A 22,786-nucleotide genomic window follows, 5' to 3' on the forward strand; every position below is an offset into this window, starting at 1 on the left:
GTTGATAGGCCGGATCTGGAAGCACGGTAACGTGCGGAGGTGACCGGTACTAATAGGCCGAGGGCTTGTCCTCAGTTGCTCGCGTCCACTGTGTTAGTTCTGAGGCAACGACTGTTGCCGGCTTAGAGCAGAACGCATAACAGAAAAGTGTGCTTGTTCGCTCGAAACCATTAGGGTTTCGGTGGTCATAGCGTGAGGGAAACGCCCGGTTACATTTCGAACCCGGAAGCTAAGCCTTACAGCGCCGATGGTACTGCAGGGGGGACCCTGTGGGAGAGTAGGACGCCGCCGAACAATCTTTGGAAGGACCCCTGGTCCCAGCGTTCAGCTGGGACCAGGGGTCCTTTTGTTTTTACAATGTTTGCAGTACCGAGATTTGCAGTACCGAGACAGGAGTCACCCATGTCCACCAACTCTCCCGACGACCGACCGGAGCGCGACCAGCGGCGACGGGACAGTGGTGACCGCAACGACCGCGGTGACCGTGGCGGATACCGCGGCGGTGACCGCGGTGACCGCGGTGGCTTCCGGCGCGACAACGACCGCGGTAACGATCGCGGCGGCGACCGTGGGCCCCGTCCCGCGTTCCGCAGTGGTGACAACCGCAGTGGTGACAACCGTGGTGGCGGCTACCCCCGACGCGACGACCGTGGCGACCGCGGTGGTTTCCGCCGTGATGACAACCGCGGTGGCGACAATCGTGGCGGCGACAACCGCGGTGGCGGCTACGTCCGACGAGACGATCGGCGTGACGACCGCCGTGACGACCGCCGTGACGGCGACCGTGGACCCCGTCCGGCGTTCCGCCGGGACGACCGTCCCAGCGGGCCGCGTCGGGACGACCGTGACCGCGGGTTCCGCCGGGACGACGATCGCGGACCGCGTCCCGCCGTCCGCCGTGACGACCGAGACCGTGGGGAGCGCCGTGAGGGCGACCGCGGGCCTCGTCCGGCGTTCCGTCGCGATGACAACCGCGGCGGCGACAACCGTGGCGGCGGCTACCCGCGACGCGACGATCGGCGTGACGACCGCCGGGGCGACGACCGCGGTGCCCGTCCGGCGTTCCGTCGTGACGACAACCGTGGCGGAGACAACCGTGGTGGCGGCTTCGAACGTCGCGACGATCGGCGTGACAGTGGTGACCGGGGCGGATTCCGCCGGGATGACCGTGACCGCGGCGGATTCCGGAGCGACGACCGTGACCGTGGCTTCCGTCGCGACGACCGGGGTGACCGCGGTGGTGACCGTGGCGGCTTCCGTCGCGATGACAACCGTGGTGGAGACAACCGTGGTGGCGGCTTCGAACGTCGCGACGACCGGCGGGATGACCGCCGTGGCGACGACCGCGGTGCCCGTCCGGCCTTCCGTCGTGATGACAACCGTGGTGACGACCGCGGGTCCCGTCCGGCGTTCCGCCGGGATGACAACCGTGGCGACGACCGCGGTGCCCGTCCGGCCTTCCGTCGTGACGACAACCGTGGTGACGACCGCGGGCCCCGTCCGGCGTTCCGCCGGGACGACAGCCGGGGAGGCGACAACCGCGGAGAGCGCGGGGGCTTCCGTGGCCGGGACGACCGGGGCGACCGCGGACCGCGTCGGGACGACCGAGGCGGCCGTCCTGGAGGGGCCCGTGGGGATGACCGCGGTGGCCGTCCCGGAGGGTTCCGTGGGCGCGACGACCGGCGTGACGACAGCCGTGGTGGATACGAGCGCCGTGACAACCGTGGCGGCGACAGCCGTGGTGGCGGCCGTTTCCGTGATGAGCGGGACCGGGACCGCGAGCCGATCAAGCGGCTGCCGATCCCCGAGGACGTCACGGGCGACGAGATCGACAAGGACGTCAGGCAGGAGTTGCAGAGCCTGCCGAAGACGCTCGCGGAGGACGTCGCCAAGAACCTGGTGATGGTCGCCCGGCTCATCGACGAGGACCCCGAGGGCGCGTACGCCTACTCCAAGATCGCTCTGCGGCTGGCGTCGCGTGTCGCCGCCGTACGGGAGGCGGCCGGATTCGCGGCGTACGCGAACCAGAAGTACTCCGAGGCGCTCGCCGAGTTCCGGGCCGCGCGGCGGATGACCGGCGGTGTGGAGCTGTGGCCCCTCATGGCCGACTGCGAGCGTGGTCTCGGGCGGCCGGAGAAGGCGCTGGACATGGCCGGGGCGCCCGACGTGAACAAGCTGGACAAGGCCGGACAGGTCGAGATGCGGCTGGTCGCGGCAGGTGCCCGGCGTGACCTGGGGCAGCTGGACGCGGCCATCGTGACGCTGCAGAGCCCCGAGCTGGCCTCCAACTCCGTACAGCCGTGGACGGCGCGTCTGCGGTATGCGTACGCCGACGCCCTGCTCGCCGCCGGCCGGGAGGACGAGGCACGGGAGTGGTTCGCCAAGGCCGTGGAGTCCGACAAGGACGGCAGCACGGACGCCTCGGACCGGCTCGCCGAGATGGACGGTGTCGATTTCGTCGACGCGCTCGGTGAAGAGGGCGACGTCGAGGTCGAGGGCGTTTCCGAGAAGGTGGAAGCGGAGGCGGAAGTGGACGTCGCCGAAGCGGATGACGTGGAAGCGGATGACGTGGAAGCGGATGACGTGGAAGCGGATGACGTGGAAGCGGACGACGTGGAAGCGGACGAGGACGACAAGGACTGACGTCCGTAAGTGACAAAGGGCGGGATCCCCTCGACGGGATCCCGCCCTTTGTCACTTACGGCGGCTCAGAACTCCAGCGCGCGCAGCACCAGGCCCGACGCCGGCTTGGGGCCGAACGACGTCGACTTGCGGGGCATCGTCACGCCCTGGCGGGCCAGGTCGCGGACGACTTCTTCGCGGACGGGGTGCATGAGGACGGCCGTACCGCCGTCGCGCTCCGCCTTGCGGACCGTGGCGGCGGTGTCGTGGATGTAGGCGATGCGGGTGGGGTCGTCCTCGGGGACGTGCCAGACGTGGTCGAGGAGCGTGGCGTGCAGGACCGTCGCGTCCAGGGTGCGCCAGGCCGCGGGGCGGTCCGTGGGGACCGTACGGGCGAGGAGATCCTGGTCCGGGCGGTCGATGAGGTGGAAGGCGCCGTCTCCGGCGAGCAGGAAGGCGTTGCCCGCGCAGGCCGCGTCGGCGAGCGTGTCCAGGGCCTCGGCCAAGGGGACGTCGAGACGGCGTATGCGGAACAGGCCCTCGAGTGGGGCCAGGGCGTCCGCTACCGGCAGGCCGTGCAGAAGGCGGTGGATGGCGCGGACGCGGAGGGGGTAGCGGGCCGTGTCGACCAGGAGGACGAGGCCGTAGTCCCAGGGGCTGGGGGAGGGGTGCTCCGCGCGTAGACGGAGGGATGTCGCCCAGCGGTGATGGCCGTCGGCGATGAGTGCCTGGTGACCGGCCAGATCGTTCTGGATCGCGGCCACGTCGGCGGGGTCGGTGATCGCCCAGAGGCGGTGGCGACAGCCGTCCTCGGTGGTGGTGGCCAGGAGCGGCTCCTGCTCCGCCGTGCGCTCGACGACGGCTGTCGTGTCGGCCGGGGAGCCATTGCCGCGGTACGTCAGGAGCAGGGGCTCCAGGTTCGCCGAGGTGGCACGCATGAGGGCGGCGCGGTCGGCGACCACGTGCGGCATGACGTCCTCGTGCGGTAGGACCACGCCCTCCGACGGATCCGACAGCCGCAGGGTGCCGATGACGCCGCGTTGGAGCATGCCGTCGGTCGCGCGCTGTTCGTAGACGTACAGGCCGGGATCCGGGTCGGCGGTCAGGACGCCCTCCGCGAGCCAGCGGCGCAGGGTGTCGGCCGCCTGGTCGTTGCGGGCTGTGGAGGTGATCGCCTGGGGCAGGATCAGTCGGACGATGTTGTAAGGGTCCGCGGACTGGAGGTGGACGACGCCGTCGGGGCGTACGACGACGTCGTACGGCGGAGACGTCACGGCCGCGAGGCTGCCGACCCGGTCGGGGTCGTAACGAAGGCCTCGGAACGGGGTGAGTTCCAGGCCCCGGCGCGCCGTTGCTTCCGAGTGACCTGCGGTGTTCATCCCGGCATCGTACGTGTGTCAGTGGCGTGAGGGATGATCGGGGGAAAGCCGTCGAGCGAGGAGCGATGTGGAATGAGCCAGAGCGTCAGGACGAGGCCCGAGGGCAGTGGCCAGGCCCTGAGCGAGGCGTACGACACCGCGCTGCTCGACCTTGACGGGGTGGTGTACGCGGGCGGGAACGCGATCGTGCACGCCGTCGAGTCGCTGGCCACGGCTCGGGCCGGCGGCATGCACCTCGCGTACGTCACCAACAACGCGCTGCGGACGCCGGACACCGTCGCCGAGCATCTGACCGAGCTGGGGATACCGACGGAAGCTGGTGACGTCATCACCTCGGCGCAGGCCGTCGCGCGGCTCATCAGTGAGCAGGTGCCCGCGGGGGCGCGGGTGCTGGTGATCGGAGGGGAAGGGCTGCGGGTCGCGCTGCGGGAGCGGGGGCTGGAGCCCGTCGAGTCGGCCGATGACGATCCGGCCGCGGTGGTACAGGGGTTCGGGGGCCCGGATCTGCCGTGGGGGCGGTTCGCCGAGGCTTCGTACGCCGTCGCGCGCGGGGTGCCCTGGTTCGCGTCCAACACCGATCTGACGATTCCCAGCGGGCGCGGGATCGCGCCGGGCAACGGGGCGGCGGTGGAGGTCGTGCGGATCGCGACGGGTGCCGAGCCGCAGGTCGCGGGCAAGCCGTTGCCTCCCATGCATCGGGAGACGATCCTGCGGACCGGCGCCGAGCGGCCGTTGGTGGTCGGGGACCGGCTGGACACGGACATCGAGGGCGCGTTCAACGGGGAAGTCGACTCGTTGCTCGTGCTGACCGGGGTGACCGACGGGGCGCAACTGCTGGCCGCGCCGCCGCAGCACCGGCCGACGTATGTCGACGCCGATCTGCGCGGCATGCTCACCGGGCAGCCCGAAGTCACCGAGGCGGACGGCGGGTTCCGGTGCGGCGGTTGGACGGCGACAGCCGGTGCCGAGCGGCTGGAACTGGCTGGTGAGGGGGAGGCCCTGGACGGGCTGCGGGCGCTGTGTGCGGCGGCGTGGACGGCGGCCGGTGCGGGAACGTGCGAGCTGGACGGAGGGAAGGCGCTCGCGCGGTTGGGTCTGTGAGGGGTGCGCCCGGTGCCCAGCCTGTGAACCCGTGCAGCGGGATCGTGGCTGAATCCGAGGGTAGGCTAACCTAACTGCGTGTTGGTCGACAGTCCTCCCGAACAGCGCGCGGAGACCGCCCCCGCGCCCCCAACCCGCCGGGCGATACGTGCCCTTGGGCTGCTCGTGTCCGTCGCGATCCTGGTGCTCGTCGCCTTGGCGAGCATCGCGATCGGGGCGAAAGAGCTGTCGATGGGGCAGGTGTGGCACGGCCTGTTCGAGGACTCCGGGACATACGGCGATGTCGTCGTCACCGAGCGGCTCTGGCGGACCCTGCTGGGTCTGCTGGCCGGTGCCGCGCTCGGTCTGTCCGGCGCGGTCCTCCAGGCGCTCACCCGTAATCCGCTGGCCGACCCCGGGCTGCTCGGCATCAACGCGGGCGCGTCCGCGGCGGTCGTCACCGCCATGACGTACTTCGGTGTCACGAGCCTGACCGGCTATGTCTGGTTCGCCTTCCTCGGCGCGGCCGCGGTCGGGGCGCTCGTGTGGTTCCTGGGCGGCAGCCGGGGGGCGACGCCGGTGCGGCTCGCGCTCGCCGGCACGGCGATCAGCGCCGCGCTCTACGGCTATCTCCAGGCCGTGATGATCACGAACGAGGCCGCGCTCGGCAAGATGCGCTTCTGGACGGTGGGTTCGCTCTCCTCGGCAAGCGAGTCGACCATCCTCCAGGTCCTGCCCTTCCTCGCGGCCGGCACGCTCCTCGCCCTCGCGCTCGCCCGGCCGCTCAACGCCATGGAGATGGGCGACGACACCGCCAAGGCCCTCGGCGCCAACCTCAACCGCACCCGGGCGCTGTCGATGCTCGCCGCCACCGTGCTGTGCGGGGCCGCGACCGCCGCCTGCGGTCCGATCGTGTTCGTCGGCCTGATGGTGCCGCACGTTGTGCGCTCCTTCACCGGGCCCGACCTGCGCTGGATCATGCCGTACGCGACCGTCCTGTCGCCCGTGCTGCTGCTCGGCGCCGACGTCATCGGCCGGATCGTCGCCCGGCCCTCCGAACTTCAGGTCGGCATCGTCACCGCGATCCTCGGTGGCCCGGTCTTCATCTTTCTCGTACGACGGCGGAGGACGGCGCAGCTGTGAAGACCAACCGTGCCATCAGGACGCCGGGCGGGCTCTCGGTCCGCCTCGACGTCCGGGCCTTCACCGTCGTCCTCCTGCTCCTGACGGCCGCGCTCACCGCGAGTGTCGTGCTCATCGGCACCGGCGACTTCCCGATCCCGGCCGGCGACGTGCTCAAGACGCTGCTCGGCAACGGGAACGCGGGCCAGGAGTTCATCGTCAACGAGCTGCGGCTGCCCCGGGTTCTCGTCGGGCTGCTGGTCGGCGCCTCGCTCGGGCTCGGCGGCGCGTTGTTCCAGGCCGTGTCCCGCAATCCGCTGGGCAGCCCGGACATCCTCGGTCTCGGTCAGGGGGCGACGGCCGGTGCGCTCGTGATGATCGTGCTGTTCTCCGGGAGCGCGGCCGAGGTCACCGTCGGGGCGCTGGTGGGCGGTCTGGTGGCGGGGCTCGCCATCTATCTGCTCGCGTGGAAGCAGGGGGTGCACGGATACCGGCTGGTGCTGGTCGGCATCGGTGTGTCCGCGATCCTCACGGCGGTCAACGGCTATCTGATGACCGTGTCCGACATCGTCGACGCGGCCCGGGCGATGGTCTGGATGACCGGCTCGCTCAGCGGCCGTGACTGGGAGCAGGTGTGGCCGCTGCTCGGGCTGTGCGCCGTCCTCGTCCCGCTCGTCCTCGCCAACGCGCGCGGGCTGCGGATGATGGAGATGGGCGACGACGTGTCGTACGCCCTCGGCGTGCGCGTGGAGCGGGTGCGGGGGCTGCTGATGATCGCCGCCGTCCTGCTCACCGCGTCCGCGACGGCCGCCGCCGGTCCGGTCAGCTTCGTGGCGCTCACCGCGCCGCAGCTCGCCCGGCGCCTGACCCGCTCGCCCGGACCGAACCTGCTGCCCTCGCTGTGCATGGGCGCCGCCCTGCTGGTCGGCGCCGACTGGGTGTCGCAGAAGGTCTTCGGCGCCGACCAGATGCCGGTGGGCGTGGTCACCGGTGTGCTCGGCGGTGTCTATCTGCTGTGGCTGCTGGTCACCGAACGGAAGGCGGGCCGGATATGAGCGGCTCGCGGAAGCCGGACATGAGCGGCTCGGCGAACAACAACACCCGGGCGAACCGGAACACCCGAAGGAGCACCGTGAACCGCCTCTCCGCCGAGAACGTCACCCTCGCCTACGACCAGCGCGTCATCGCCGAGCAGCTGTCGGTGGAGATCCCCGACAACTCCTTCACCGTGATCGTCGGCCCGAACGCGTGCGGCAAGTCGACGCTGCTGCGGGCGCTGTCGCGGATGCTGAAGCCGAACCAGGGGCGGGTCCTGCTCGACGGTCAGGTCATCCAGTCGATGCCCGCGAAGAAGGTCGCGCGGACGCTGGGCCTGCTGCCGCAGTCGTCCATCGCGCCCGACGGGATCACCGTCGCCGACCTGGTGGGCCGCGGCCGCTACCCGCACCAGGGCATCCTGCGCCAGTGGTCGACCGAGGACGAGCGGGTCGTACAGGAGTCGATGGCGCAGACCGGGGTCGCCGAGCTCGCGGACCGGTACGTCGACGAACTGTCCGGCGGTCAGCGCCAGCGTGTGTGGATCGCCATGGCGCTCGCCCAGCAGACGCCGCTGCTGCTCCTGGACGAGCCGACGACCTATCTCGACATCCAGCACCAGATCGATGTCCTCGACCTCTGCGCCGAGCTGCACGAGGAGCAGGGCCGCACGCTGGTGGCCGTTCTCCACGACCTCAACCACGCCGCCCGGTACGCCACGCATCTGATCGCTCTGAAGGACGGCAGCGTCATCGCCGAGGGGGCGCCGAACGACATCGTCACGGCCGAGCTGGTCGAGGAGGTCTTCGGGCTGCGCTGCCAGGTCATCGACGACCCGGAGACGGCGACGCCGCTGGTGGTGCCGGCGGCCCGGAAGGCGCGGGTGGAGGACAGGAGGACGGACGTGCGGAAGGTGGCTGCCGCCGAGGTCTCCTGAGCTACAGGAGCTTCCTCAGCTGGAGCAGGTCGCGCAGGCCCGCCTCCAGCTTGACCCGGCCCGAGCCCCAGGCCTTGGCGAAGTTCAGGTCGCCGTCGACCAGGGCCACCAGGTCGTCGCCCTTCATGGTCAGTCGGATCTGGGCCTTCTCGGGGGGCGGACCCTGGACCGTGTCGTGCACCACGATCCGGCCGCCCGTCATCCGGCCGACGAAGGTGATGTCGAGGTCGGTGATCCGGCAGCTGACCGAGCGGTCCATGGTCGCCGCGGTGCGGACGTCCCCCTCGGTGTGCTGCATGGTGTCGGAGAGCTTTTCGAGTGCGGCGCGGCACTCCTCGATCGTGGCCATCGAGATCGACGGTACCCCAGCCCTTCGGGGTAGCGTCTGGGCATGAGCGACGCAGCCCCGGAGACGCAGACCCTCGAGGAGGCGGTGGAGCCGGAGCACGAACCCGCCGCCCCGGCCCCGCTGGACGTCTCCCGCACCCCCACCGGCAACGCCGAGGTGGACGCCCATCTGGAGCGGCTCGGCGACGCCGACCACCTCGCCACCGACGGACACGTCGAGGTGTACGAGGATGTACACCGGGGGCTGCGCGACGCGCTCACCGCGCTCGACGCCCGCCCGGGACCTCCGGGGCCCCCGTCGTCGTATGAGCAGAGGGCGCCTTCACCCTCGTATGGCAATAGGAGCTGAACCGAACGTGGCAGGAGTCGCACGCCAACGTCTCGACGCGGAGCTGGTCCGGCGGAAGCTCGCGCGCTCGCGCGAGCACGCCAGTCAGCTGATCGCCGCCGGGCGGGTCAGTGTCGGCAAGACCGTCGCGACCAAGCCGGCCACGCAGGTGGAGACCGCGGCGGCGATCGTGGTCTCGGAAGACGACGGCGATCCCGGCTACGTGTCCCGGGGTGGGCACAAGCTTGCGGGCGCGTTGCAGGCGTTCGTGCCGCAGGGGCTTGTCGTCGAGGGGCGGCGGGCGCTGGACGCCGGCGCGTCCACCGGCGGGTTCACCGATGTGCTGCTGCGGTCGGGGGCCGCGCACGTCGTCGCCGTCGACGTCGGGTACGGGCAACTCGCGTGGACTCTGCAGAGCGATGAACGCGTCACCGTCAAGGACCGTACGAACGTACGCGAGTTGACGCTTGAAGCGATCGATGGGAAGCCCGTGGATCTTGTAGTGGGGGATCTGTCCTTCATTCCGCTCGGGCTGGTGCTGCCCGCCCTGGCGCGGTGCGTGAAGCCGGACGCGGACCTGGTGATGATGGTCAAGCCGCAGTTCGAGGTGGGGAAGGAACGGCTGGGCAGTGGGGGAGTCGTACGGAGCCCGCAGCTGCGGGCGGAGGCCGTGCGCGGTGTGGCCGAGAAGGCATGGGAACTCGGGCTCGGGGTGAAGGGGGTCACGGCAAGCCCGTTGCCCGGACCCTCGGGCAATGTCGAATACTTTCTGTGGCTGCGTGCCGGGGCGCCCGCCCTGGAGCCGGCCGACGTTGACCGTGCAGTGGCGGAGGGGCCGCGTTGACCCAGAACCGAGCTCGTACTGTTTTCCTGCTCGCCCACACCGGGCGGCCTGCGGCCATTCGCAGCGCCGAGCTGGTGGTGAAGGGCCTGCTGCGTGAGGGCATCGGCGTGCGTGTGCTGGAGTACGAGGCCGCCGACCTGCCGTTGCCGGACGAGGTGGAGCTGGTCAAGGAGGCGACGCCGCTGTGCCTCGACGGGTGCGAGTTGCTGATCGTGCTGGGCGGGGACGGGACGCTGCTGCGGGGGGCCGAGTTCGCCCGGGCCTCCGGGGTGCCGATGCTCGGCGTCAACCTCGGGCGCGTCGGGTTCCTCGCCGAGGCCGAGCGGGATGATCTCGACAAGGTCGTCGACCGGGTGGTGACGAAGTCGTACGAGGTCGAGGAGCGGATGACCGTCGATGTCGTCGTGCACAGCAACGGGGACATCGTGCACACGGACTGGGCGCTGAACGAGGCGGCGGTGCAGAAGGCCGGCGCGGAGAAGCTGCTCGAGGTCGTGCTGGAGATCGACGGCCGGCCGGTGACGGGGTTCGGGTGCGACGGGATCGTGCTGTCGACTCCGACCGGGTCCACCGCGTATGCCTTCTCCGCCGGTGGGCCTGTGGTGTGGCCCGAGGTGGAGGCGTTGCTGATGGTGCCGATCAGTGCGCACGCGCTGTTCGCGAAGCCGTTGGTGACGTCGCCGGATTCTGTGTTGGCTGTGGAGGTTCTGCCACATATTCCGCCCGGGGTGCTTTGGTGCGACGGGCGGCGGACCGTGGAGTTGCCGCCGGGCGCGCGGGTTGAGGTGCGGAGGGGGGCTGTGCCGGTGCGGTTGGCTCGGTTGCACCATGCGTCCTTCACCGACCGGCTTGTGGCGAAGTTCGCGTTGCCCGTATCCGGGTGGCGGGGGGCGCCTCACTAGCCGTCTGTGGGGGGTGATCACAGAGCGTTGGCGGGTGCGGGTGGTCTGTGGCTGGTCGCGCAGTTCCCCGCGCCCCTGGGTTTCTCCACTCCCCCGGGTGACAGGGTGCCTCGCGCTTCTCCCGCCCTACCTCGTAAGGTCTTCACCGTGCTGGAAGAGATGCGGATACGGTCGCTCGGAGTCATCGACGACGCGGTCGTCGAGCTGTCGCCCGGGTTCACCGCTGTCACGGGTGAGACGGGTGCGGGCAAGACCATGGTGGTCACCAGCCTGGGGCTGCTGCTCGGTGGGCGGGCGGACCCGGCGCTCGTGCGGATCGGGGCCGACAAGGCGGTCGTGGAGGGGCGGATCAGCGTTCCCGCGGGCTCTTCGGTCGTGGTGCGGGCCGAGGAGGCCGGGGCAGAGCTCGACGACGGGGCGCTGCTCATCAGCCGTACCGTTTCCGCCGAGGGGCGGTCCCGGGCGCATGTGGGCGGGCGGAGCGTGCCCGTCGGGGTGCTGGCCGAGCTCGCCGACGAGCTGGTGGCGGTGCACGGGCAGACGGATCAGCAGGGGCTGCTGAAGCTGTCCCGGCAGCGGCAGGCGCTCGACCGGTACGCCGGGGACGCCGTCACCGTGCCGCTGGCCAAGTACACCGAGGCCTATCGACGGCTGCGGGCCGTGGCCGTGGAGCTCGACGAGATCACCACACGTGCGCGTGAGCGGGCCCAGGAGGCCGACATGCTGCGCTACGGCCTCGACGAGATCGCCGGCGTCGAGCCGCGTGCCGGGGAGGACGTCGAACTGGCGGAGGAGGCCGAGCGGCTCGGGCACGCGGAGGCTCTGTCGTCCGCCGCCACGGTCGCGCACGCCGCTCTCGCCGGGAATCCCGAGGACCCCGAGGGCATCGACGCCGCCACGCTCGTCGCGGGCGCCCAGCGGGCCCTGGAGGCCGTACGGTCGCACGACCCGGCGCTGGCCGCGCTCGCCGACCGGATCGGGGAGATCGGGATCCTGCTGGGCGATGTCGCGGGGGAGCTGGCGGGATACGCCGACGACCTCGACGCCGATCCGCTGCGGCTGGCGGCCGTCGAGGAGCGGCGGGCGGCCCTCACGGCGCTCACCCGGAAGTACGGCGAGGACGTCGCCGCCGTGCTGGCCTGGGCCGAGCAGGGGGCCGCGCGGCTCACCGAACTCGACGGCGACGACGAGCGGATCGACGAGCTGACCGCCGAGCGGGACGCGCTGCGGGCGGAACTGGGCGGGCTGGCACAGGCGCTGACCGATGCGCGTTCGGAGGCGGCCTCGCGGTTCGCCGCCGCCGTGACCGCGGAGTTGGCCTCGCTCGCGATGCCGCACGCGCGCGTGTCCTTCGACATCCGGCAGACCGAGGACCCGGAAGGCGTCGAGGTCGGCGGGCGAGCCGTCGCGTACGGGCCGTCCGGAACCGACGAGGTCGAACTGCTGCTCGCTCCGCATCCCGGTGCGCCGCCGCGGCCCATCGCCAAGGGGGCCTCCGGTGGTGAGCTCTCCCGTGTGATGCTGGCCGTCGAGGTCGTGTTCGCGGGGACGGATCCCGTGCCGACCTATCTCTTCGACGAGGTCGACGCCGGTGTCGGTGGCAAGGCCGCGGTCGAGATCGGGCGACGGCTCGCCAAGCTGGCGAAGTCCGCGCAGGTCGTGGTCGTGACGCATCTGCCGCAGGTGGCCGCCTTCGCCGACCGGCAGTTGCTGGTCGAGAAGACCAACGACGGTTCTGTCACGCGCTCCGGCGTGAAGGTCCTCGAAGGCGAGGAGCGGGTACGGGAGTTGTCCCGGATGCTCGCCGGGCAGGAGGACTCGGAGACCGCGCGGGCGCATGCGGAGGAGTTGCTGGAGGCGGCTCGGGCGGACGCGTAGGGCTCCGCACGCGCAGGGCGTTTCGCGCACAGGGCCCTTCAGGGGGCGTGCGGACGGGGGTGGCCGGACGGCCGGCCTCCCCGAGTGACCCCGCTCGCTCCGAACACGCCCCGTTTCTCACCCGTGTGAGTGACCCCCCTCCTCTCCTTCCAGAACCCCCACACCCCCGGCGTTCCCGGAACACCCGTGCGTGCTGGCATCCTTGGCCTAGAACGCAGTACGCGTAGGAAGCGTGCGGTACACCCCTCCGCCCGACACCTTCTGTACGTTTCCTCGTGACCGCCCGACCCGAACCAGGAGCCCCGGCCACGTGACCCCCGTGAGCAGCCACTCACCGCACGGCCAGTCGCCGCTGCGCACCGTTCAGGTGCTCGGCGGTGGCAACGCCCGCAGCAGCGCGCATGTGCGGTCCCTGGCCTCCGGGCTGGTCGCGAGGGGCGTGCGGGTGACCGTGTGCGCCCCTGTCGAGGCCGATCGCACCTACGACTTCAGCGGTGCCGGCGCCGAACATGTGCACGTGCCGCGCAGCAGCGACCCGGGGGCCGTCGCCGCGTTGCGTGCCGCCTGCGCGGACGCCGACCTCGTCCACGCGCACGGGCTGCACGCCTCGTTCCGTGCGGTGCTCGCGCTCAGCGGGCGGCGGACTCCGCTCGTCGTCACCTGGCACGACCGGGCACACGCCGAGGGTGCGCGGGCCCATCTGGTGCGGCTGCTGGAGCGGCGGGTCGTGAAAGCCGCCTCCGTGGTCCTCGGGGCCAGTTCGACGCTGGTCGACCGGGCGCGGGCGACGGGTGCGCGGGACGCGCGGCTCGCCGCCGTCGCACTGCCCGGGGTCCGCAAGGCCGTGCGGCTCGAGGACCCGGATCGGCCGCGGCCCAAGGTGCGGGCCGAACTCGGCGCCACCGGACGCCCGTTGCTGATGGCCGTCGGCTCCCTCGACAGCCATCGGGGGTACGACACCCTGCTGGACGCCTCGCGCGCGTGGCGGGAGCTCGACCCGGTGCCGCTCGTCGTGATCGTGGGGGAGGGGCCGCTGCGTGCGGAGTTGCAGGGCCGGATCGAGGACGAGGGACTGCCGGTGCGGCTCATCGGGCGGCGCGACGACGCGGCCCAGCTGCTCGCGGCCGCCGATCTCGCGCTGCTGTCGAGCAGTTGGGAGTCCCGTTCCGTCCTCGCCCAGGAGGCCCTCCACGCGCGCGTGCCGCTCGTCGCGACCGACGTCGGCAGCATGCCCGAGCTCGTGGGCGACGCCGCCGAACTCGTGCCGTACGGCGACGCGGAGGCCCTCGCCGACACCGTCGTACGCCTTCTCGGCGATCCCGAGCGGTGCGACGAGCTGCGGGCGAAGGGCGTACGCCAGGCCGCCACCTGGCCGTCCGAGGACGAGACCGTCGCCCAAGTGCTCAGCGTCTACGACGAGTTGACGCAGCCGCGGCCCCTCGTCTAGAGGACGTGCCTGCGGGCTCTCAGGGCCAGGCTCAACGCCAGGACCGTCTGCGGGTCGTCGAGGTCGGTGCCCAGCAACTCACCGATACGCGCGAGGCGGTTGTAGAGCGTCTGCCGGTTCAGATGCAGTTCACGTGCCGTCTCCGCCTTGCGGCCCGCGTGCGCGAGGTAGGTCTCCAGGGTGGGCAGCAGCGGTGGTTTGGAGCGGTGGTCGTGGTCGCGGACCGGGCCGATCGCACGGTCGACGAAGGCAGCGAGGTCCGGATGGTCGCGCAGCCGCCACAGCAGCAGGTCGATGTCGAGGCGGCGGGCCTCGTACCAGGGCCGGTCCGACAGACCCTGCGCGGCCGTCGCCGTCTCCGCGGCGTGCCGCAGCCCCGCCGAAGCCGCCGCCCAGCCGCCCGCCACACCGACGACCACCACCGGCGGCTGTGCCCCCGGCCGCTGCATCCCGGCCCGCTCCACCCCCGCCCGCAGCGCCGCCGCGACCCGGTCCGCGACCGCCGCCCGCTCCGACTCCGAGCGCAGGCCCAGCAGCACGAGCACGCGGCCCTCGACCGGCCGTACGCCCAGCAGCACCGGAACCCCCACGGCGGCCAGCTCCTCCGACACCGCCCGGGCCAGCACCGCCCAGCCGCCCCCGGGGGACAGGGCGTCGCCGAGCCGCATCACCACCGGCAGCAGCGGACTGGCGCCCGGCTTGAAGCCCAGCACGCGCGCCTGCGCGGGCGCGTCCTCGGCGGCGATACGGCCCTCGGCGAGGTCGGTCAGGAAGTCGCCCCGGCCCCGCGCGGCCAGCTCCTCCTCCTGCCGTGCCTGCATCAGCACCACGGCGAGGATGCCCGCGGCCCGCTCGGCCGCCATCCGGTGCACCGGGACCAGGGGAGCGCGTACGGGGAGCAGGACCAGCCGCGCGCGCACCGAACCCGTGCCCGGCCCGCCCCCGGGCACGTCCACCAGCACGGAACCGGCCGGCGGGGCGTCCTTGTGCTGGCTCCGCAGGCCCTCCCACACCTGGAGCGGATCAGCGCCCTCGGGGCCCGCCCCGGCGGCGTACAGCAGCTGGCCGTCGGTCGTCTCCAGGAAGACCGGGTTGTCGCTGAAGTCGGCCAGGATGCCCAGCACCTGGGGCACCCCGCCGCCGCCCAACAGAGCCTCCGTGCAGCGGCGATGCACCTCCTCGGCCCGCTGGACCAGGGCGTAGTGGCCGTTGACGATCTCGGTGTGGATCTCCTCCGTCACCGTCACGAACGGCACCTCGCGGTGCAGTTGGACCAGGGGCAGCCCGGTTGCGCGGGCCGTGTCGACCAGGGCCGCCGGGAGGCGGGTGAAGCGCGGGCCGAGTTCGACGACCAGGGCCGCGATGCCCCGCTCGGCCAGGGTGCGGACGAACGCACGCTGCTCGGCCGGACGGGTGCCGAGCCCGTAGCCCGTGGTCAGCAGCAGTTCGCCACCCTTCAGCAGGGAGGCGATGTTGGGCACCTCACCCGCGTGCACCCAGCGCACCGGCCGTTGCAGCCGGTCGGCGCCCGCGAGGATCTCGGGGAGGCCGCTGCGCAGGCCGGGCAGCTCCAGCGCCCGCTGAACGGTGATAGCGGCGCCCTGGCTGTCGAATCTGCTGTCCATGAGCCGGACGCTACCCGCGCCCGTACCCCGGGCACATCTCCGGGCGGCGACGTCACGGGTTGCGGCGTGGGCGATCGGGTACGCGCGCGTGCATGGACTTCAGCGTGGTGGCCGTGGCACGGGAGGACGACAGTCCGGTCGAGGAGCCGGTGCGGGTGGCGGTGACCGCCGACCGGCTCGGGTACCGGGAGGTGTGGGCGGGCGAGGGGCCGACATGGGACTCCTTCGTCCTGGCCGCGGCCATCGGCGGCGCCACCGAGCGGGTCACCGTGACGGCCGGGCCGGTGCCGGTGAACGTGCGCGACCCGTACACCATCGCCCGGGGCGCCGCCTCGGTCGCCGCGCTCACCGGGCGCCCGGCCGGGGTGGCGCTCGGGACGTCCAGCAAGCGGGTGGTGGAGGGGGTGCACGGGCGGTCCCGGGTGCGACCCGCGGCGGCGCTGGAGGAGAGCGCCGAGGCCGTACGACGTCATCTGCACGCCCTGCCCGGGGAAGAGGTCGGTGCCTTCCGCCGCCGTCTCCCACCGCCCCGGGGACTGCTCACCGTGGCCGCGTTCGGCCCTCGCGCCATCGCGACGGCGGCCGCGCACGCCGACCGCATGCTGCTGGACGTCGTCTCACCGGAGCAGGTGCGGGAACTGCGCGACGCCCTGGACCGGGCGGCCGAGAAGGCGGGCCGTACGCCGCCCACGCTGGCCGCCTGGCTGCCGGCGGCCGTCGATCCGGTGCCGGAGTCGCTCGCCCAGGTGCTGGGGAGCATCGCCGGATACCTCACCGTGCCGGGCTACAGCGACGTGTTCGCCGACGCCGGGTTCGGCGAGGCGGTGGAGCTTGCCGCGTCCGGTGCCGACCGGGACACCCTGGTGCGGGCCCTTCCGCCGGAGGCGGCCGCCACGGTCGGTCTCGTCGGGAGCCTGGACGCCGTACGTGCGCGGATCGAGGCCTACGCCGAGGCAGGGCTCGACGAGGTCGCCCTGGTACCGGCGACGGCGGGCGACCCGGGAGGGCAGCGGACGCTGACGGCGCTCGCTCCCGAGCGCCGCTGACCGGCCGCCCTCCGTCGGACTCCGTAGCTCAGGCAGGTCTGATGTTGTGGTTGAAGCGGAAGACGTTGTCGGGGTCGAACTCTCGCTTCACCTCCGCCAGCCGCTGCGCGTTCTCGGGACCGAGGCCCGCCACGACCCGCTCAGTGCCCTCGTCGCCGATGAAGTTGAGGTAGACCGCGCCCGTGCTCCACGGCTGGGCATCGGCGCGGACGTCCCGTACCCACTGGACCACCCGCTCGTCGTCCGACGGGTCCTCCCACATCGCGAACGGGTGCACGGCCCATGGCGCGTCCCGGTAAGGCACCGGGTACTCGTGCGGACCGGCGGATATCGCTCCACCCAGCGGGAACAGCACGTGGATGCTGCCGGTCGGCACGGGCATGGACCGAGCCCGGGAGCAGAAGACGTCCAGGAAGTCGTCGGGGGCACCGGTCAGGTACTCCGCCGACCAGTAGTTCCGCATCCCCGGCGGATCGTCGAGCATGCACTGGACGTCGGCGTACGGCATCGCCCCGACGATCTCCGCCTCGTGCGGCAGCGCGAGCAGCGGCTCGGCCAGCTTGCGCATGTCCGCCTCGGGGCCGGCGTACGTCAGCAGCGCGCCGCACAGCAGGGTGCCCTGCAGCTCAGGCGGGCAGAACTCCTCGGGCGGGCCGGTGAGGTAGAGCACGCCGCCGCTCGCCTCGTCCGGGCCCACGGCGATCACGTCGCGATAGGTGCGGGCGACCTCGGGGCCGTGCTCCGGGAGGTACAGCAGCAAGGCGATGGAGAACTCGGGCAGTTCGTGCAGCTTCAGGGTGAGTGCGGTGGCGATGCCGAAGTTGCCTCCGCCGCCGTGCAGGGCCCAGAACAGTTCCGGGTTCTCGTCGGCGCTCGCATGGACCTTCGAGCCGTCCGCGGTGACCAGCTCGACGCCGAGCAGGTTGTCGACGGCGAGTCCGCACCAGCGGTCCAGCCAGCCCGAGCCGCCGCCCAGGACGAAGCCGCCGACCCCGGTGGTGGACGCCCGCCCACCCGTGGTGGCGAGGCCGTGAGGCTCGCAGGCCCGGTCCAGGTCGCTCATCGTGGCGCCGCCCGCGACCCGTACCGCCTCGGTCGCGGGGTCGACGCCGACGGCACGCATGTGCCGCAGGTCGACGACCAGCCCCCCGTCGTTGAGCGCGCTGCCCGCCACACTGTGTCCGCCGCCGCGCACCGCGATCGGCAGGTCGAGATCTCGGCCGAAGCGCACGGCCCGTACGACGTCGTTCTCGTCCACGCACTGGGCGATCACCGCCGGGCGGCGGTCGATCATGGCGTTGAAGACCATGCGGGCCTCGTCGTAGCCCGGATCCCCCGGAGCGAACACGTCGCCGACCAGATCTTCGCGGAGCGCGGCGAGTGCCGTGCCCGCCTTCGACGGGGATGCCATGGGGCGCCCCCTTTCTCGCAGGGGCTATTGGTCCCAGCCTAGGCGGGCTCGGCCCGCACAGCGCGCTCAGCCTCCGTATGCTCCCGACGCCGTGAGCCGCAGGGCGGTGTCGATGAGCGGGACGTGGCTGAAGGCCTGCGGGAAGTTGCCGACCTGGCGCTGTGCCACCGGGTCCCACTCCTCCGCGAGCAGCCCGAGGTCGTTGCGCAGGGCCAGCAGCTTCTCGAAGAGCTTGCGGGCCTCGTCCACGCGGCCGATCATCGCGAGGTCGTCCGCCATCCAGAACGAGCAGGCCAGGAAGGCCCCTTCGTCACCGGGCAGACCGTCGACGCCCTCGCTGTCGCCCTCGGTCGGGTAGCGCAGGATGAAGCCGTCCGACGTGGACAGCTCACGCTGGATCGCCTCGATCGTGCCGATCACACGCTTGTCGTCCGGCGGCAGGAAGCCCATCTGCGGGATCAGCAGCAGGGAGGCGTCCAGCTCCTTCGAGCCGTACGACTGGGTGAAGGTGTTGCGCTCCTTGTCGTAACCCTTCTCACACACGTCCCGGTGGATGTCGTCGCGCAGCTCGCGCCAGCGCTCCAGCGGGCCGTCCGCGTCGCCGGACTCGATGAGCTTGATGGTGCGGTCGACGGCGACCCAGGCCATCACCTTGGAGTGCACGAAGTGCCGGCGCGGCCCGCGCACCTCCCAGATGCCCTCGTCCGGCTCGTCCCAGTGGTCCTCCAGGTAGCGGATGAGCTTGAGCTGGAGCAGGGAGGCGTAGTCGTTGCGGGCCAGGCCCGTCATGTGGGCCAGGTGCAGGGCCTCGGTGACCTCGCCGTACACGTCCAGCTGGAGCTGGTGGGCGGCGCCGTTGCCGACCCGGACCGGGGCGGAGTTCTCGTAGCCGGGCAGCCAGTCCAGCTCGGCCTCGCCCAACTCCCGCTCGCCCGCGATGCCGTACATGATCTGGAGGTTCTCGGGGTCGCCCGCGACCGCGCGCAGCAGCCACTCGCGCCAGGCGCGGGCCTCCTCGCGGTAGCCGGTGCGCAGCAGCGAGGACAGCGTGATCGCGGCGTCGCGCAGCCAGGTGTAGCGGTAGTCCCAGTTGCGGACACCGCCGATGTCCTCGGGCAGCGAGGTGGTGGGGGCGGCGACGATGCCGCCGGTCGGCGCGTACGTGAGGGCCTTGAGCGTGATCAGGGAGCGGACGACGGCCTCGCGGTAGGGGCCGTGGTACGTACAGTGATCGACCCAGTCCTGCCAGAACTCCTCGGTCGCCTCCAGCGACTGCTCCGGCTCCGGCAGCGGCGGCGGCTGCTTGTGCGAGGGCTCCCACGAGATGGTGAACGCGATCCGGTCACCCGGGGCGACCGTGAAGTCGGAGTACGTGGTCAGCGACTTGCCGTAGGTCTCGCACTCGGTGTCGTACCAGACCGAGTCCGGGCCCGCGACGGCGACCGTACGGCCGTCGTGCTTGTGCACCCACGGCACGACCCGGCCGTAGGAGAAGCGCATCCGGAGCGCGGACCGCATCGGGACGCGGCCCGACACGCCCTCCACGATCCGGATCAGCTGCGGGGCGCCGTCACGCGGGGGCATGAAGTCGGTGACCCGGACCGTGCCGCGCGGGGTGTCCCACTCGGACTCCAGGATCAGCGAGTCGCCGCGGTAGGTGCGCCGGGCCGCGGTGGGCGGCTCCGCGTCGGCCGCGTGCGCGGGGCCCAGTCTCCAGAAGCCGTGTTCCTCGGTGCCCAGCAGACCGGCGAAGATGGCGTGGGAGTCGAAGCGGGGCAGGCAGAGCCAGTCCACCGTGCCGTCCCGGCAGACCAAAGCCGCGGTCTGCATGTCTCCGATGAGTGCGTAGTCTTCGATGCGCCCGGCCACGTGCAACTCCAGTCGAACGGCCACGTCGCCCCCGAGGAAAAAAGGGGGCTGTCGCTCTTGCGGTCAAGGGGTCGTTGTAATGCGTCGTTGAGCGGTGAAGCAAAGCAGCCGTTCGGCTGTGAGGCAAAACGACAATCTGTACTCAACGAACTGTCGAGCTCACGTTGTTCCGGTGCTTACGGGCGGGGGGTGGTGCCGTGTGGCCGGCCGGGCTCGGCAGCGAATGTCCGAGCAGGATACGACGCACGTAGATGATCTGTGTGCCGCTCCGGGCAACGCGGATGGGCCGATCGGGTGAGCAACGGGTGAGAACCATGAGACGTGTACGCGTCTGTGTCGGCACGTGCGCGGAGCGTGGCCGGAAGCCATCTCGCTGAGGCGCTGATACCCTGGTAGCCCGTGGACCGGTGGTGGATAAAACCCCCGACCGCAGCGACGGCGAAGCCGGAGATCTCCGGTTGCAGCGCCGCCCCGCACCCCAGATCGCGACCACGGGAGCCCCGTCTTGGCCATGCCGCCGAAATCTACGACGACCAAGCACATCTTCGTCACCGGGGGTGTCGCCTCCTCTCTCGGCAAGGGCCTGACGGCCTCCAGCCTCGGCATGCTGCTCAAGGCGCGCGGCCTGCGCGTCGTGATGCAGAAGCTCGACCCGTATCTGAACGTCGACCCGGGCACGATGAACCCCTTCCAGCACGGTGAGGTGTTCGTCACCAACGACGGCGCCGAAACCGACCTGGACATCGGACACTACGAGCGTTTCCTGGACCGCGACTTGGACGGCAGCGCCAATGTCACTACAGGCCAGGTGTACTCGACGGTGATCGCCAAGGAGCGGCGCGGCGAGTACCTGGGCGACACCGTGCAGGTCATCCCGCACATCACCAACGAGATCAAGCACCGCATCCGGCGTATGGCGACCGACGAGGTCGATGTCGTCATCACCGAGGTCGGCGGCACCGTCGGCGACATCGAGTCCCTGCCGTTCCTGGAGACCGTCCGCCAGGTCCGCCACGAGGTCGGCCGTGACAACGTCTTCGTCGTCCACATTTCCCTCCTGCCGTACATCGGCCCGTCGGGGGAGCTGAAGACGAAGCCGACCCAGCACTCGGTTGCGGCGCTGCGGAACATCGGTATCCAGCCGGACGCGATCGTGCTGCGCTGCGACCGCGAGGTGCCGACCGCGATCAAGCGCAAGATCTCGCTGATGTGCGACGTCGACGAGGCCGCCGTGGTCGCGTGCCCCGACGCCAAGTCGATCTACGACATCCCGAAGACCGTGCACGGCGAGGGCCTGGACGCCTACGTCGTCCGCAAGCTGGACCTGCCGTTCCGCGACGTGGACTGGACGACCTGGGACGACCTGCTCGACCGCGTCCACAACCCCGACCACGAGATCACCCTCGCCCTGGTCGGCAAGTACATCGACCTGCCCGACGCCTACCTCTCGGTCACCGAGGCGCTGCGCGCGGGCGGCTTCGCCAACAAGGCCCGCGTCAAGATCAAGTGGGTCACCTCCGACGACTGCAAGACCCCGGCCGGCGCCGCGGCGCAGCTCGGTGACGTCGACGGCATCTGCATCCCGGGCGGCTTCGGCGACCGCGGTGTGCTCGGCAAGGTCGGCGCGATCCAGTACGCCCGCGAGAACAAGATCCCGCTGCTCGGTCTCTGCCTGGGCCTGCAGTGCATCGTGATCGAGGCCGCGCGCAACCTGGCCGACATCCCGGACGCCAACTCCACCGAGTTCGACTCGGCGACCTCGCACCCGGTCATCTCCACCATGGCCGAGCAGCTCGACATCGTCGCCGGCGACGGCGACATGGGCGGCACCATGCGCCTGGGCATGTACCCGGCCAAGCTGGCCGAGGGCTCGATCGTGCGCGAGGTGTACGAGGGCAAGGAGTACGTCGAGGAGCGGCACCGCCACCGCTACGAGGTGAACAACGCCTACCGCGCGGAGCTCGAGAAGAAGGCGGGCATCCTGTTCTCCGGCACCTCGCCGGACGGCAAGCTCGTCGAGTACGTCGAATACCCGCGCGACGTCCACCCCTACCTGGTGGCCACGCAGGCGCACCCCGAGCTGCGCTCGCGTCCGACGCGACCGCACGCGCTGTTCGCCGGCCTCGTGAAGGCCTCGGTCGAACGGAAGAATTCCAAGTAACACACCAGTTGTACGGTTGCCGGGGTGCGTACCTTCAAGGTCGCACCCCGGTTTTTTCTTGAACGTGTGGAAGGACAGGGCATGACGATCAAGGACACCCCCGAGGAATGGGAGATCCGGGCGACGGAGACCCCCTTCGTGGGCAACAAGACCTCCGTCCGCACGGACGACGTGGTCATGCCCGACGGCAAGGTCGTCCGCCGCGACTACCAGGTCCATCCGGGTTCGGTCGGTGTCCTCGCCCTGGACCACGAGGGCCGGGTCCTGCTGATCAAGCAGTACCGCCACCCCGTACGCCAGAAGCTGTGGGAGATCCCGGCCGGTCTGCTCGACGTGCCCGGTGAGAACCCGCTGCACGCCGCGCAGCGCGAGCTGTACGAGGAGGCGCACGTCAAGGCCGAGGACTGGCGGGTGCTGACCGACGTCTACACCACGGCGGGCGGCTGCGACGAGGCCGTGCGGATCTTCCTCGCCCGCGATCTGTCGGAGGCCGAGGGCGAGCGCTTCGAGGTCGAGCACGAGGAGATCGACCTGGAGTACGCGCGCGTGCCCGTCGACGAGCTCGTACGGGGTGTGCTCGCCGGTGAACTGCACAACAACTGCCTGGTCGTGGGCGTGCTTTCACTGGTCGCCGCGCAGGCCTCCGGCGGTCTGGACGCGCTGCGCCCGGCGGATGCGGACTGGCCTGCCCGCCCCTTCGAGGCGTAGCGCCAGACCGTTTTCGGCCGCGGGTCCGCCGTGGCTGGTCGCGC

General features: G+C 71.4%; 19 protein-coding genes and 2 rRNA genes. 16 read left to right on the plus strand and 5 right to left on the minus strand.

Annotation, left to right across the window (positions count from 1 at the left end; genetic code table 11):
• From ACIOHP_RS49540 to ACIOHP_RS49555, 4 genes are all read left to right on the plus strand, one after another.
• Positions 1-73, plus strand: a 23S ribosomal RNA gene (locus ACIOHP_RS49540); the annotation flags it as partial.
• Positions 74-177: 104 nt separating this feature from the next.
• Positions 178-294, plus strand: a 5S ribosomal RNA gene (rrf, locus tag ACIOHP_RS49545).
• A gap of 166 nt (positions 295-460) precedes the next feature.
• Complete coding sequence (locus ACIOHP_RS49550) at positions 461-1,903, plus strand: hypothetical protein (protein WP_401898437.1); 1,443 nt, start codon at positions 461-463, stop codon at positions 1,901-1,903.
• Complete coding sequence (locus ACIOHP_RS49555; RefSeq protein WP_401898440.1) at positions 1,795-2,643, plus strand: hypothetical protein; 849 nt, start codon at positions 1,795-1,797, stop codon at positions 2,641-2,643. The genes ACIOHP_RS49550 and ACIOHP_RS49555 overlap by 109 nt, the downstream gene beginning before the upstream one ends.
• 65 nt (positions 2,644-2,708) lie before the next feature.
• On the opposite strand, the gene ACIOHP_RS49560 is transcribed toward ACIOHP_RS49555, so the two are convergent.
• Complete coding sequence (locus ACIOHP_RS49560; protein ID WP_401898399.1) at positions 2,709-4,001, minus strand: DUF1015 domain-containing protein; 1,293 nt, start codon at positions 3,999-4,001, stop codon at positions 2,709-2,711.
• Positions 4,002-4,073: 72 nt separating this feature from the next.
• Here ACIOHP_RS49560 and ACIOHP_RS49565 point away from each other — a divergent pair, with 72 nt between their 5' ends.
• The 4 genes from ACIOHP_RS49565 (at position 4,074) to ACIOHP_RS49580 (ending at position 8,175) form a co-directional block, all read left to right on the plus strand.
• Complete coding sequence (locus tag ACIOHP_RS49565) at positions 4,074-5,102, plus strand: HAD hydrolase-like protein (RefSeq protein ID WP_361486542.1); 1,029 nt, start codon at positions 4,074-4,076, stop codon at positions 5,100-5,102.
• A gap of 78 nt (positions 5,103-5,180) precedes the next feature.
• Entirely contained in the window at positions 5,181-6,224 is a 1,044-nt protein-coding gene (locus ACIOHP_RS49570) for a FecCD family ABC transporter permease (RefSeq protein ID WP_401898402.1), read from the plus strand.
• Positions 6,221-7,258 carry a FecCD family ABC transporter permease gene (locus ACIOHP_RS49575; RefSeq protein ID WP_401898405.1) on the plus strand — a complete coding sequence of 346 codons (1,038 nt, stop codon included), beginning with the start codon at positions 6,221-6,223 and terminating at the stop codon, positions 7,256-7,258. The genes ACIOHP_RS49570 and ACIOHP_RS49575 overlap by 4 nt, the downstream gene beginning before the upstream one ends.
• 20 nt (positions 7,259-7,278) lie before the next feature.
• Positions 7,279-8,175: an ABC transporter ATP-binding protein gene (locus tag ACIOHP_RS49580; RefSeq protein ID WP_361549103.1), complete on the plus strand. Its 897-nt coding sequence runs from the start codon at positions 7,279-7,281 to the stop codon at positions 8,173-8,175.
• A gap of 1 nt (position 8,176) precedes the next feature.
• Here ACIOHP_RS49580 and ACIOHP_RS49585 read toward each other — a convergent pair whose 3' ends face one another.
• The gene (locus ACIOHP_RS49585; RefSeq protein WP_401898408.1) at positions 8,177-8,524 is read right to left on the minus strand and encodes an SCP2 sterol-binding domain-containing protein; all 348 of its coding nucleotides are present in this window, start codon (positions 8,522-8,524) and stop codon (positions 8,177-8,179) included.
• Between the two features lie 42 nt (positions 8,525-8,566).
• On the opposite strand from ACIOHP_RS49585, the gene ACIOHP_RS49590 reads away from it, so the two are divergent.
• The 5 genes from ACIOHP_RS49590 to ACIOHP_RS49610 all read left to right on the plus strand — a co-directional run bounded on the left by ACIOHP_RS49590 (position 8,567) and on the right by ACIOHP_RS49610 (position 13,922).
• Positions 8,567-8,872 (plus strand): hypothetical protein, encoded by a 306-nt coding sequence (locus ACIOHP_RS49590; protein WP_401898412.1) that lies wholly within the window; start codon positions 8,567-8,569, stop codon positions 8,870-8,872.
• A 7-nt stretch (positions 8,873-8,879) separates the two neighbouring features.
• Positions 8,880-9,695, plus strand: coding sequence for a TlyA family RNA methyltransferase (locus tag ACIOHP_RS49595; RefSeq protein WP_361548783.1), 816 nt, complete (start codon positions 8,880-8,882; stop codon positions 9,693-9,695).
• Complete coding sequence (locus tag ACIOHP_RS49600) at positions 9,692-10,597, plus strand: NAD kinase (protein ID WP_307032639.1); 906 nt, start codon at positions 9,692-9,694, stop codon at positions 10,595-10,597. The genes ACIOHP_RS49595 and ACIOHP_RS49600 overlap by 4 nt, the downstream gene beginning before the upstream one ends.
• Positions 10,598-10,756: 159 nt before the next feature.
• A complete protein-coding gene (gene recN, locus ACIOHP_RS49605; RefSeq protein ID WP_361549105.1) occupies positions 10,757-12,475 on the plus strand; it encodes a DNA repair protein RecN in 1,719 nt (572 codons plus the stop codon).
• Positions 12,476-12,785: 310 nt separating this feature from the next.
• Entirely contained in the window at positions 12,786-13,922 is a 1,137-nt protein-coding gene (locus tag ACIOHP_RS49610) for a glycosyltransferase family 4 protein (RefSeq protein WP_401898416.1), read from the plus strand.
• On the opposite strand, the gene ACIOHP_RS49615 is transcribed toward ACIOHP_RS49610, so the two are convergent.
• On the minus strand, positions 13,919-15,547 hold the full coding sequence (locus ACIOHP_RS49615) for a PucR family transcriptional regulator (RefSeq protein ID WP_361548787.1): 1,629 nt from the start codon (positions 15,545-15,547) through the stop codon (positions 13,919-13,921). The genes ACIOHP_RS49610 and ACIOHP_RS49615 overlap by 4 nt on opposite strands.
• A gap of 92 nt (positions 15,548-15,639) precedes the next feature.
• On the opposite strand from ACIOHP_RS49615, the gene ACIOHP_RS49620 reads away from it, so the two are divergent.
• Positions 15,640-16,593, plus strand: a complete 954-nt coding sequence (locus tag ACIOHP_RS49620; RefSeq protein ID WP_401898419.1) for an LLM class F420-dependent oxidoreductase — start codon at positions 15,640-15,642, stop codon at positions 16,591-16,593.
• 28 nt (positions 16,594-16,621) lie between these two features.
• Here the strand turns inward: ACIOHP_RS49620 and ACIOHP_RS49625 are convergent, their stop codons facing one another.
• Together ACIOHP_RS49625 and ACIOHP_RS49630 are read right to left on the minus strand one after the other, a co-directional pair.
• The gene (locus ACIOHP_RS49625; protein WP_401898422.1) at positions 16,622-18,004 is read right to left on the minus strand and encodes an FAD-binding oxidoreductase; all 1,383 of its coding nucleotides are present in this window, start codon (positions 18,002-18,004) and stop codon (positions 16,622-16,624) included.
• A gap of 66 nt (positions 18,005-18,070) precedes the next feature.
• A complete protein-coding gene (locus ACIOHP_RS49630) occupies positions 18,071-19,873 on the minus strand; it encodes a glycoside hydrolase family 15 protein (RefSeq protein ID WP_361548793.1) in 1,803 nt (600 codons plus the stop codon).
• A gap of 511 nt (positions 19,874-20,384) precedes the next feature.
• On the opposite strand from ACIOHP_RS49630, the gene ACIOHP_RS49635 reads away from it, so the two are divergent.
• A complete protein-coding gene (locus ACIOHP_RS49635; RefSeq protein WP_361549107.1) occupies positions 20,385-22,034 on the plus strand; it encodes a CTP synthase in 1,650 nt (549 codons plus the stop codon).
• An 81-nt stretch (positions 22,035-22,115) separates the two neighbouring features.
• Entirely contained in the window at positions 22,116-22,742 is a 627-nt protein-coding gene (locus tag ACIOHP_RS49640) for an NUDIX domain-containing protein (protein WP_401898425.1), read from the plus strand.
• Positions 22,743-22,786 lie beyond the last annotated feature (44 nt).

Source organism: Streptomyces sp. NPDC087859 (assembly GCF_044742595.1).
GTDB lineage: Bacteria > Actinomycetota > Actinomycetes > Streptomycetales > Streptomycetaceae > Streptomyces > Streptomyces canus_F.

Coding starts and splice junctions, on each gene's coding strand:
- ACIOHP_RS49560 (WP_401898399.1), bottom strand. CDS start 4,001: ATGAACACCGCAGGTCACTCGGAAGCAACGGCGCGCCGGGGCCTGGAA.
- ACIOHP_RS49565 (WP_361486542.1), top strand. CDS start 4,074: ATGAGCCAGAGCGTCAGGACGAGGCCCGAGGGCAGTGGCCAGGCCCTG.
- ACIOHP_RS49580 (WP_361549103.1), top strand. CDS start 7,279: ATGAGCGGCTCGGCGAACAACAACACCCGGGCGAACCGGAACACCCGA.
- ACIOHP_RS49585 (WP_401898408.1), bottom strand. CDS start 8,524: ATGGCCACGATCGAGGAGTGCCGCGCCGCACTCGAAAAGCTCTCCGAC.
- ACIOHP_RS49590 (WP_401898412.1), top strand. CDS start 8,567: ATGAGCGACGCAGCCCCGGAGACGCAGACCCTCGAGGAGGCGGTGGAG.
- recN (WP_361549105.1), top strand. CDS start 10,757: ATGCGGATACGGTCGCTCGGAGTCATCGACGACGCGGTCGTCGAGCTG.
- ACIOHP_RS49615 (WP_361548787.1), bottom strand. CDS start 15,547: ATGGACAGCAGATTCGACAGCCAGGGCGCCGCTATCACCGTTCAGCGG.
- ACIOHP_RS49620 (WP_401898419.1), top strand. CDS start 15,640: ATGGACTTCAGCGTGGTGGCCGTGGCACGGGAGGACGACAGTCCGGTC.
- ACIOHP_RS49625 (WP_401898422.1), bottom strand. CDS start 18,004: ATGGCATCCCCGTCGAAGGCGGGCACGGCACTCGCCGCGCTCCGCGAA.
- ACIOHP_RS49635 (WP_361549107.1), top strand. CDS start 20,385: ATGCCGCCGAAATCTACGACGACCAAGCACATCTTCGTCACCGGGGGT.
- ACIOHP_RS49640 (WP_401898425.1), top strand. CDS start 22,116: ATGACGATCAAGGACACCCCCGAGGAATGGGAGATCCGGGCGACGGAG.